At 36.8% G+C, this 11896-nt stretch carries 9 protein-coding genes and 1 pseudogene; 4 read left to right on the top strand and 6 right to left on the bottom strand.

The features are described from left to right. Positions 1-146: 146 nt before the first annotated feature. The 4 genes from V7K89_RS31235 to V7K89_RS31220 all read right to left on the bottom strand — a co-directional run bounded on the left by V7K89_RS31235 (position 147) and on the right by V7K89_RS31220 (position 3875). Positions 147-626 (bottom strand): MFS transporter, encoded by a 480-nt coding sequence (locus V7K89_RS31235; RefSeq protein WP_335194296.1) that lies wholly within the window; start codon positions 624-626, stop codon positions 147-149. Between the two features lie 394 nt (positions 627-1020). Next, positions 1021-1815, bottom strand: a complete 795-nt coding sequence (locus V7K89_RS31230) for a hypothetical protein (protein ID WP_335194294.1) — start codon at positions 1813-1815, stop codon at positions 1021-1023. A gap of 777 nt (positions 1816-2592) precedes the next feature. After that, complete coding sequence (locus V7K89_RS31225; RefSeq protein WP_335194292.1) at positions 2593-2991, bottom strand: TIGR02588 family protein; 399 nt, start codon at positions 2989-2991, stop codon at positions 2593-2595. Beyond that, the gene (locus V7K89_RS31220; RefSeq protein WP_335194290.1) at positions 2988-3875 is read right to left on the bottom strand and encodes a TIGR02587 family membrane protein; all 888 of its coding nucleotides are present in this window, start codon (positions 3873-3875) and stop codon (positions 2988-2990) included. Before V7K89_RS31220 ends, V7K89_RS31225 begins: the two co-directional genes overlap by 4 nt. Positions 3876-4264: 389 nt before the next feature. Between V7K89_RS31220 and V7K89_RS31215 the strand changes: the two genes are divergently transcribed. Next, positions 4265-4447 carry a CsbD family protein gene (locus tag V7K89_RS31215; protein WP_335194288.1) on the top strand — a complete coding sequence of 61 codons (183 nt, stop codon included), beginning with the start codon at positions 4265-4267 and terminating at the stop codon, positions 4445-4447. A gap of 920 nt (positions 4448-5367) precedes the next feature. On the opposite strand, the gene V7K89_RS31210 is transcribed toward V7K89_RS31215, so the two are convergent. Further along, positions 5368-5661, bottom strand: a complete 294-nt coding sequence (locus tag V7K89_RS31210) for a ferritin-like domain-containing protein (RefSeq protein ID WP_335194286.1) — start codon at positions 5659-5661, stop codon at positions 5368-5370. 1191 nt (positions 5662-6852) lie between these two features. Between V7K89_RS31210 and V7K89_RS31205 the strand changes: the two genes are divergently transcribed. Then, positions 6853-7848 carry a nucleoside hydrolase gene (locus V7K89_RS31205; RefSeq protein ID WP_335194284.1) on the top strand — a complete coding sequence of 332 codons (996 nt, stop codon included), beginning with the start codon at positions 6853-6855 and terminating at the stop codon, positions 7846-7848. 845 nt (positions 7849-8693) lie between these two features. Next, positions 8694-9050 (top strand): hypothetical protein, encoded by a 357-nt coding sequence (locus V7K89_RS31200; protein WP_335194283.1) that lies wholly within the window; start codon positions 8694-8696, stop codon positions 9048-9050. 371 nt (positions 9051-9421) lie between these two features. Here the strand turns inward: V7K89_RS31200 and V7K89_RS31195 are convergent. Next, positions 9422-10249, bottom strand: a pseudogene (locus V7K89_RS31195) (IS982 family transposase). Between the two features lie 103 nt (positions 10250-10352). Between V7K89_RS31195 and V7K89_RS31190 the strand changes: the two are divergent. After that, positions 10353-11798 carry an alpha/beta hydrolase gene (locus tag V7K89_RS31190; RefSeq protein WP_335194279.1) on the top strand — a complete coding sequence of 482 codons (1446 nt, stop codon included), beginning with the start codon at positions 10353-10355 and terminating at the stop codon, positions 11796-11798. Positions 11799-11896 lie beyond the last annotated feature (98 nt).

Below are 11896 nucleotides of genomic sequence, written 5' to 3'. Positions count from 1 at the left end.
ATTAACCAAACCAATTATTGCATCTATTGCCCGAAGGCAATATATTTTAGAGGCACTATCTGTAGCCAGCTTTTAGAGAATTGGTATAATTGTGCTGACAATCCCCATAAAAGCAAAAAGATAACTAGTTTGTTAAGGACCCCAATTTAATTGCTGCTTGGACCATAAAGCCAAAACCCAAGACCAAAGGCTGCCCCGATTACACCCATGCCACGAGCTCGATTAGCTGGTGTGGTAATATCTGCTATGTACGCCTGAGCAGTGGCAATATTCCCTGACATAATCTCCGCAAGACTACGAGCAATAAACAAAATCCATAAGGAGTTGGCAAAACCTAAGCCTGCGTATGCAATTACCGAACTGAATAAAGTCAGCAATAAAATCGGACGGCGACCGTAGCGTTGGCGCAGCCCGCCGCAGGCATCGCTAAATCTGCCCCGTAATGGTGCAAATAAGAACTGCATTAAAGAATAAATAGCTATAAGTAGAGTCGCTTCATTAGATTTTGCAGCAAATTGTTCAGCATACAAAGGCAGTATCGGCAAAATAATTCCGAAGCCGAGTAAGTCTATAAATACAGTCAAAAATAAGACGAATATAGCCCTGCCATTATTTTTACTCTCCATCTGTGCAATTCCATTTTATAAAAAAGATGTGTAACTTGGATTAGTTTTAAAAACATCAGGAATGCTTGATTATAAAGAGCTATTAATTACAAACAGGAATTAGTACAAGCAAAATGTTTGAATTTCAGTGTGGTTGAGCAAAATAGCATGGAACAAACCCATGATAAAAATCAAGCCAGTAATACTACTAATGAAAGCAACTATGATTTCGTGCTTCCGTATGGCTTTTTGTATTTTAGTGTCTATGATGTTTTCTAATTCTTTGTATAACATTGAGTTGAATTTGGTTAAAGACAAGAATTATCTGGAACTTACGTTACGTACTTACATAAGTTTGAGTATGTCCGAAATCTCTAACTTATTAAATGAAAACTATTTCAATGCTGTGGGAGTGTTAAGTATGTTTACGTCGTTTCAAAACAGCACCTGAAACACCAAAAGCTAATATCACTAAGGTATAAGTTGGTTCGGGAACTGCAAGAATGCTTACCTGGTTAATAGCCAAGCCGTATTGTGGAGCAGAACTGCTAAAAACAAGTCGTGAGATGTTTGGAGTGTCACTACGAATCCCCAAGAATACTGCCGAATTATCTAATGCTAAGGACGAAATATTTGGAACTGAGAAACTACCCAATAAGTTATTGGCGTTATCAAAAGCAGCGATCGAATTTTCAATTTTTAATTTACTAGTGTCTACAGCTATCTGAGTTCCAGCACCAAAAACTGGCTGGGCAAAACTAATCGAAAAAGGCCCACCGTTCCCCTGAATATCAGGATCAGGAGTATCAGGAGGAAGAGGGATAAAACCTGTTGGGTCTATACCTCCGAAGAGAATAAAATCACCTAGACCGAAGTTACTCCGAATGCCAGGTGAAGGTAAAGTTTGAAAAATAAATGGTGGAGTAATTTGAGGCTTATTAGTTGGAGTTATATTTATATCCAAGCCTAAACCACGTTGCGATGTTGCTGAAAAAGAGTTAGGTAAAAAAGCAGAAAAATCAGGGGTAGAGGGATTAAATACTTTACCTAAACTTTCCCAATTAACTTGATCATTGGCTCCTAAACCAGCGCGCTCAGTTACTAAAAATGTAGCAGCTTTAACTGGTAATGGGAGAACTGTTATTATGGCTGTGATTGCTGAAAAATATTTTACAGATAACTTAAATAATCGATTGCTCGTAACTCCCACGAGGTTTACTCCTTAATTTTTTAAGATAATATCATCAAAATGCAACAATTAAATATTCATGATGAGACAATGCTTTGCTCAGATCAAGAGAGTTAAAGCAACTGCGATTATCAAGTCGACTGCTCTGAAATTTGTCATTATTCTCTCCAGCATCAATTAGGTTATCTCCAAGACTAGTAGAGATATTGTCATTACCTTCATAAGCAAAAATCCAATAGTCATGACTAGGAAACACCAATAAATCATCATTAGGAATACCAATAATAATAGATATGAAATATTCCTTGATAGTTTTGTATATCAAATATACTTGATATTTGTAATCCTTACATATTACAAATATCAAGTATATAAATTTCTGATGAAATATACCTCAAAACAGTTAATCCTATTTTATATCTCTGGTGAGAGAAAAATACAATAATTTATTTACTAAAATTATTTAATTTCTTCAAGGCTTTCAAAAAAGCGAGGACTATTGTCTTGGAAATATGGGGAAGCAATAAAATATAGGACTGATACAGCAGATTTCAACTTCTCTACGAACACAAACAGCGTGTTGCAGACAGAGGCTACGTCTACGTCAGGTACAAAAATACCCTACCAGCGCGATGCTCGCACACACCCGAACTCAACTCTTAGCGCACTGGTTAGGCAGGCAATGCCCGACTTGTTCGCGCTTCCCATTATGAAAGCAAGTGGGGTGAGGGTTGAATTCGGGTATACTTCCAACAAATAGATTATCCAATATTGTGGGGTATTTTTTTTGTCAGTCCCCTATGGCAATTTATAACTACCAACACGTAGAGTTAACTGACCTTGGCGCGGGTTATGGCTGAATATAAATGCACCTTCTTCACTTTCCCCACTAGATAAAAAGTCGATCTGTTGCTCTCCTGTTTCTGTAACTTTGCCGTTAATCAGTAACTCAGCCATAATCTGAACTGACTCAGCTGTGTCTCCTCCACTATTGACAACTTCAAAAGGAACATAAAACTGACCATTAATTTCTCGAATTGTTTGTTTTTTAGTAACAGAAAGGATCGGAGGTTGATTTTTTTCGTTCAGCCAAGTGTAGCCTACTAGACTCACAATGATTGCTAGGATGAATGAGGCGATGCTGAATGTTATCCACTCAGCTATTGAGCGCTTTGGTTGTTGTTCCGTTTTAGTCATATTGCTAACCTTCCGGCTGCACCACCAATAGTTGCAGGTAAACCCAGTATCAATGTATGATCTAACCACATTGTCCAGGGGTCGCTAAAAGTTAATTTTTGAAAGAACCATAGCATAAAAGCGCCTGCGAGCAATGATACTAGGTAGGACATAATGGTTTCGCTTGATGGCCGTTGAAAAATTCCCTTTTGGTCTTTACGTTTTTGCTGGTTAGAAAAACCTGCCTGAAATACAATGCCATAAGAAATCAGCAAAGATGCGGCGATCATTGCCAACTCCCAAGGTGGAGAGGTTGCGGCTGCAAGCATAGGGATTTCATCTGTGGGAGCAATATTAAATGCAATTATGGTTGCACCAATCAGGGTTCCACCCACATCAGCAAAGGTGGCGTGTAACTCATCACTTTTGTTCTTGGTTATGCTATTTTCGCGATCGCTTCCTTGTCCTTTTCCATTACTGTTTTCAGTATCTCCCAACAACTGATTCGCTAATGCTACACCGAGAGCAAAGGGCACACTTTCAAAAATGATTTTACCTAAAGACTCCCTTAAGGAGGTTTCTAGTGTCAATTCTCGCAATAGTAATAGCACAAAAGTAGAACAAGCTAGTCCGATCGCGATCGCTTCTACCGTATCCATTGCGGTTTGAGCAGCTAGCCAGCTATATCTGCGTTTGCGAAAGCCTTCTATCTGATTGAGCAAGTAAACCACAATAAACATTAATGCGATCGCCATCATTATCAGTTGTGCTTTTGCCAGCGATCCAATCCACCAAACCTCCATTGTGTACAGCAAGGGTATGCCAAACAAAAAACCTCCACAAGCACCTCGAATGATGTCATTAATCTCATTTTTCCAGATATTTTTTTGACTTTTTGTTGGCACTCCTTTATTTTCCTTTTATTTAAATTTTGCTTTAACTTATAGTTCATTTATTTGGGAAAAAACTATTTTTTTAATATATATAAATTTTATTTATTAGATTGTTATATTTTGCATTATGTGCTACAATTTAGATCGGCATCTATCTTAAGTTAATATAATTTACCAAAATATTCTATCGATTGATGGAAGTAAAAAACAATACACAACTGTTAGATTATTTAATAGCTTAGGGATTTCCAAGTAATAAAATAACTCAAATATTTTATTACTTGTAGGATGAGTGTCTTACCCGTGCTGGGAAATAGGCGGGCTTTTCGACCCACTTTGCAAGTAGTAGTAACTTAATTTTTGGAGTTCCCTGAATCAACTACAAGCCGGAGATAAAAATCATGAGTGCCGAAAAGAGAATAGAAGCAACTGCAAAAAATATTGAAGGAAAAATTCAAGAGGTTGTGGGTGAATTCACAGGTAATCCACAAGATAAAACTGAAGGACAAGCAAAGCAAGCTGAAGCCCAAGTTGACCACACCGTAGAAAATATTAAAGACGAGCTGAAAAAAGCTTTAGAATAATTTCGCTTGTTTAGTACAAATAGCGATTTTAGCGATGAGTGACTCCTAAATTTGTAACTTTAATTACTCCACTTTCTATAAGTTAGTGGGGTTTTTTATGGCGTAAAAACGCTGATTTTTTAGTTGTCGTTTCCATTTGTACATTAACTAATTATTTGTCAATTTCACAAAATATTGTCATAGATTATAAAGATCTAAAACTCTGACATAGCAAGGATTGTGTCAGGGTTTTAAATATTTAAGACAGTTATAACCATATAAGCCAACATTCACTAATTAGATGTCAAATACTAGAGATTTCACAATTTAATTGTCACTTTCCAGAAACTTGGAAAAATCATAATTTTTCATAAATTAACAAATTATTTGTCAATTTATTACTATAATACAATTATACTACAAATACTATACTGCCCAATTCTATCGCCAACGCCGCTTTTCTAAGCGATTTCCAGGTGGAACACACAAGTCATTAATTGATGTTGCTGCATCAATGACAAGCAGTTTTTGTAAAAAAAATAGGCGAACGCTAAGTTTTAAGGTTTTGTTTGCACTTAAGTTTCACAACGAAAACTAATCTAAATTTCAGATCACCACAGGCACATTAACAATTTGAGCAAACACCTGCATAAACAGTTCAATATCCAATACGCTTGGGTTAGCGCCAAAAACCTTAAACGGCGTAGGTTGGGTTGAGGAACGTAGCTTGCTTCCCGTTCGCGTAGCGTCTCCAAAGGAGAAGGGTAAACCAACATTTCCAGAGCTTTGTTATAGCCGTAGCCACATAGGTTAGGACAATGTTGATTGCTAAAAGCCTTGATTTCATGCTTATTTATACTCAGCACGGGCTAAACACCCCGCTACCGCTAACAGCACTTTGCTATATGTTGCGCTTTGCTTAACCCAACTGACAATTTTTCTTAACTGAACTGTATTGGTTCAGGGTTGAGGTTTTTATAGGTGTCGAAAAGATTAACCGTCCCGCCGATGGACTGGATAAGATTGCAGACCAAAGACAAGTGCAGCATTTTCTTGATCGCAACGCTGCGGAGCAAGTTGTAGGCTTTATCTTTATATAGACTATCGGAACTGGGAGAACCTGGTTTGATAGAATACATGGCGTAGAGATAGATCGGAATAGTCGATAACTCCACCTGAGCTGCTTGTTGAAGCAGGTCTTTAAGTTTTTGACGATCTTCATCACAAAGACTCATTTGTTTTCCTCTCTAACTTTTCATAATTTTGTCAGTTTGTATCAGTATTTACGAATAATATTAGCTAGATTAATAATTTGTCCTATTAGAGTATTTACCAAATATCATCAAAATTGGTAATTTGACAAGATGAAAGCATGAATATTTAAGTAATAAATAATTTGTTAAATCATTCTTAGTAAATTATTATTCTATCGACTCATTAAAGCACCTTTATTTACAATCCAACAAGAACATAAATGTCATATATTTAACTCTGCTCTAACGTTTCTTGAGTTCTTTTTACACTAACTAGTCTTTCTGTCAAGTTATAAATATCATAACTTTGACTATGTAATAGGCTATTTATAAACTCAATCTCAAGATAGGTAGTTAATTTAAATTGTAATCTAAAATACTGATTTAATAAGTAATATACATACAATCAATTGCTCTAAAGACTTATTGTATGGACTTAGCAGCGTTTTTAATAAAAATATGAATTTTACAAAAAGACAACTTTTATACAAATGTATATACAAATAATCTTTATGACATTGTAAAAAAAATCGGCGTTAAAAAAATCAACCTATATAATGAAATATTAAATCAGCAAACAGCTTACAAATAAGTAACTTTACAGCTTTTACAAAACTAAACATAGATGTATTTTATCATGCCGACCTACTTATCTTCAAAGTTATAATACATATCTATTGACAAATAAACTAGTCTGTAAGACATTAACTAAAAATATATGACATTCATGTGCTTGTTATGTCTCATATAAAAGTGCTTTAATAAACTGCTAAAGCAAAGGTATTTGCAAAATTGCTCTAAAAACTTATAACCGAGGTATAAAAGTTTTACTTCGCTTAAGACTGTTCAAGACTCAGTTGTACTTACGAATTAACTAAAAAGATACATAGCTTTGTAATTAGACCCTTAAGCAAATCATCACCCTCTAGAGCTGCTTGACCAGGGCGATCGCCTTATGTCAATAAAATAATTTCTTCTCAATAAGCTGAGAAATAGTCGCATTTATTGCTGCTTATTGACACAAGTATAATAATTACTTTGAATTTAGAGAACTAATCCAATTCAGAGCAGTTTTATGGAGCAGCAATTAGCATGATAACCCGGCAAAAATTGCTTTTGATAATGCCCGATTAGACTTTTATACAATCATCCCTTACTTAAACAATTTTTCCAATGACAAATCAACTTACGCATCACAAAATTATTCTCGACACCGACCCAGGTGGAGATGATATCTATACTTTCCTGTGGCTTCTTAGCTTGGTAAAAAGAGAACTCGTGGAACTTGTCGCTGTTACTTCCGCAGATGGCAATGTTGCTGCTAAATGCACGTTCTCTAGTGCTAGCCAGATTTTAAATTTAGCGGGATTCCCACATATTAAAGTGGGTCGCGGTGTGCTTGCAAAAAGAGAAATTATAGAAGATGCCAGCCATATTCATGGGTCGGATGGGATGGGCAATCTTTCTCATACTTTACCCCCTGCCACGCACACTTTTGAGGACGCTCCTTACTCCGATGAACTGATTATCGATGAGTTGAACGCTGCTCCGGGTGAAATTACTATTGTAGCGATCGCACCCTTGACCAACCTTGCAGCAGCGGAAACAAAAAGTCCTGGCATCCTGAAAAAAGCCAAGGAAATCGTGATTATGGGGGGTGCTTTCTTCTGTCCTGGTAATGTGACTCCCCATGCTGAATTCAATATTTGGTTTAATGCTGAAGCTGCTCAGACAGTATTTGATAGCCGAGACAATATTGTTGTGTTGCCGCTAGACGTGACCCGACGCTTAATTTTCACGCGAGATATGGCTGTGGCAGTCACTCACGCGAATCCAGAGAGTAAACTTTCTCAGTTCTTGATAAATCTTTGTGAGTTTATGATTGGTACAGCCTTGGGTTATCGAGAAACAGGAGGAATTTCAGGTTTCCTTGTTCATGATGCGGCAACATTAGGATACCTGTTTTATCCAGAAACCCTGATGTTGAAAAGAGCAAAAGTCTGGGTTGAAACAAAGGGACAGTGGACACTAGGACAGACATTGATTGATAGTCGTCCTGCCACGAAAACAGCAGCAAATGCCTGGGTAGCGTTGCAAGTAGATGAAGGCAAATTTTTTACTAGCTTCATTGAAGATTTGAAGCACCTATTCATAACTACTGATATTTAAGCATCTCTTATAAAGTCGCTACCTCTTGATTTTAGGTTAGTAGTTAGTGGCTATTATTCACTAGTTATTTCACAAATGTTACTACTGGCGATCATAAGAAGGAACTTATTCAAACATGGAATTATTTAAGCAACTAATTTTCTATTTAACATTTGCTTCACTTGGATTTGCTATTACAGACGTTTATCTGCGGGCTAACAAGCTCTGGAAGCGCAAGCATGATAAAACGGTTGCTGAGAGTATTTCGATTGCGGCGATGTTGATAACTTCTTGGCAACCTCTCCTCCAACTGAACAGATAATTCAATTATAGGACTTGATTAATATACTAATTAGGATTGATAAAAATATTTCTGAACCAGAAAGACTGATTAATATTGAACTGAATGGAATGTTTCGGCGTTATCTTAAGTATGACGAAATTTCCGAGGTTTTTTATACTATTGTAATTCCTTAAAACGAGAAGCAAGAACAGGCGACCGCTCAAAAATTTTCTGATTTGACCCGTTACAATATTGTTGAAGGATTTGTCTACCGTAGCCAACCTTTTTACTCTAAGGAATTTGCCAAAATTTTTAGTAATTAATATCGGGCGCTCAATCTATTTAGCATTGTGACGAAAATGCTGTAAGTTTTTCTACCGTCTAGATTAATAAGTTTGAAAGCTATTTACCCATTAAATGACTCTATTTTCTAGAGTAATATTTAATAGTTTTAATCTGCGGTACACTTGCTATTTTTAAATCAAAAAAAGATTAATTTATTAGTTTTATAAAGGTAAAAGATGAATTTCCGATAAACTCTGATCGCGATCGCATCCTCCAAGGTGAACGGCAAGCCGCTTCGATGCTGGAACTATATCAACAAATTTTAGACCAAGGACAGGTGAGAGCAGTTGATAATCAGGACGAACGAGAATTGATATTATCAGGGTTATTAGTTAAAGAACAGAATTATTTAAAAATCCACAACCGCATTTATGAATTAATTTTTAACATCTGCATCGGTAAGGGGATATGCTCTTCCCTGATGCCCATCTTCAATCAAAGTACGAACTGCAACGGCAGCAATATCCCGCACATCAATAAAACTTGTTCTACCATTACCAGCCCGAAGAAGCAATTCACCACGAACTTTGATGTCTTCTGTGTGTGTGGTATTAACCCAAGTTACGGGTTATTAAGTTCAGACACATCACAATAGAGCGATCGCACACAACAAAGTGGCGTGGCACTACGTGTCACTGCGCTTTCAGCTTGATTGAATATTCAGTTACTTAAATTATTTTAAGTTCTTAAAATTACTCACTCTCTGAAAGCTTGGTTAAGTGTAAAAGCAAAAATAAATGCTTATAACTTCAGTAAAAACCCCTTGTAGGTGACTGCATGTATTGATTTCAGGAAAATAGAGGTAATACTACTAACCTAAGTTGCGGGTTATCTAGCTGTGGATACTTTGCACTTGAATAGTCGTGCGATCGTTGACGACGAAGTAGCGGTTGTGCATTGTGCAACCGTCGCTTCAACTAACTCTAAAACACAAATACTGAATGAGATTAAAGCATTATATTTTACTCATTCAATAAATGCTTGTTTCAAAGTAAAAGCAAAAATGAATGCTTCTAACTTGAGTAAGAACCCTTTTCAGGTACAAGCATGGATTGACTTTGGAAAGATACAAGTGATGCTACTAAATACCGTTTCAATGTAATGTCGAGTACATTGCTTGATATACTGATTGCACGGCTCATCCTGACGTTTAGAGTTCATTTTCCGCATTACTTTCAACTTAATCTGAGATGAGTCAAAAAGGTCATCTTCAGCATGATAATCTGTATAGGCAGCATCACTATATACTTCACTACCGAATGGTAAATTTAATGGTAAAGCGTTTAACGCACGCACATCCGAAGCACTACCAGGCATAAATACAAATTCAACTGGAATACCATTTTTTGTAGTTAATAGCTGAACTCTCACCCCATAGAAATAGCGTTTTTTAGAGGCAATGTAACCCCTATATTCCTCGGACTTTATTAACTTGACGTTAAAAATCCGAATATTATCACACATTAGTACAGGAAAGGAGTCCAAAAGATACTCAGTACAATTACTGCTTTGTTTGAGAATCATACCTATTTGATGAAATAAATCGTTAATTAGCATTCCGACATTGTGTAATCGCTGATTAAATCGTGATTTTTCTAACATAGATGGGATTAAGTTGTGGTCTTTTATATAGCTACAAGCATTGCTATGATTACCATGAAAGAATATTGCTGCAACCAATGCCGTTGTAATAATTTCTGCATCACTCATCACACGACGAACATCGTCTTTATGCCTAATCGCCTTCAGCAGGTCATCAGTGATAGCATAAATTGTAATTATTTCGTTTAGCATTACCCCTCCCAATTTTTCCTCTGGAGGGGATTTTATTATTTATGCAACGCCATCTAAACACCTGCAACCATAACTAGCAACTTGGGTTATTAACTAGAAGTCTATGAACAATAAGCGTTTACTGACGCTGATTTTGGCATTATTAGTAATTGCTATTTCTTGGTGGAGAGTAATGACGGTACAGGCGTCTCTTACAGTAAAGCAAATGATCTGTGATGGTGTGCCGCTATTATACATAGTGTCAGAGAATGCAAAAAATGTACCTGGTGTTTTAATAGCACATGGGTATGCAGGTTCTAAGCAGTTAATGCTTGGGTACGCCTACACGTTAGCAGATGCAGGTTACGCAGTTATAGTATGGGACTTTGATGGTCATGCAGCTAATACTAAACCGTTGGGAAAAAATTCACTTCAGCAAAATCTTGATGTTGCTTATGAAGCACTTATAAAACAACCAGAGGTAGATAAATTGCGTTTAGCTACTTTAGGTCACTCAATTGGTAGCGGTGCAGTAATGTCTGCTGCTATCAATAATGTCAATCGTTATGCGGCAACCGTAGCTATTTCTCCTACAAGTGCTTCAGTTACACCAAAAGCTCCCCCTAATCTGCAATTGCAAGCAGGAAGCTGGGAAGGTAGATTTATTGCGAATGCAAAGCGGTTGCTTAAAACCGCAGGTGGAGAAAATAAAAATTTATTTCAGGGCAAGGGAAGAGAACTAGTAATTATTCCTAATGCTGAACATATTACAATTTTGTTCCGCGATCAAAGCCACCTTGCTGCTAGAAATTGGCTTGATGCTACTTTTGGAATCCAGCATCAAAGCAGCTATGTTGATTATCGAATGATTTGGTACGTTTTACACTTATTAGCGTGGTTAGTAATACTAGGAGCAATTACTCCGGTTTTAAGTACTTCTTTCCTCCCTAGTAAGGTAGAACAGCTAAAAAGCTGGGCAGGTTTGTTAATAGCGCCTTTGATCGCAAGTGGTACGCTTTTAGTAGGTAATCGACTCGGTGATATTGATAACTTAGGTGGAGTTTTAGTAGGCACAGCAATAAGTATTTGGTTTGGTGCAGCAGGATTAACTTGGCTTATGATTATGTCACGAATGCAACAACCTACAGTTAGAGGTTTAGGAATCGGCATTATTCTATTCATAGTGTTATGGATTAGTTTCGGAGCGATGGCTCAAGTAGTGTGGTTACAGTGGTGGCTAACTGGGATACGTTGGCAGTTGTTTCCTATACTTGCACTTGTGAGTTTTCCTTGGTTTTTAGCATCAGGTATAGCCCAACAAAATCTCTTGTTTGGAGAACGTGTTTTGTGGTGGCTAGGACAAAGTGTAGCCTTAATTGGAGGTTTTATTTTAGTACTTTACTTGCTACCAAATCTTGGATTTATTTATCTTTTACTGCCTTTGTTCCCTATACTTATAGCTATTTTTTCATTTACTTCTAGCTTATTTAACGAATATTGGAGCTATGCCATCGGTAATGCTTTATTCTTTGGATGGATGTTAGCAGCAACTTTTCCTCTAGCAAGCTGAAACTATGATAAATTTTGTGGTAATTCTTAGTCAAACAGAAACTGGATCTGAAGAAAGTGACAACCAATGAATGATCGCTGGTAAATCATCAACTCACT

The organism is Nostoc sp., from assembly GCF_036917515.1.
Lineage (GTDB): Bacteria > Cyanobacteriota > Cyanobacteriia > Cyanobacteriales > Nostocaceae > Nostoc.
This window is presented reverse-complemented; position numbering and strand designations above follow the sequence as displayed.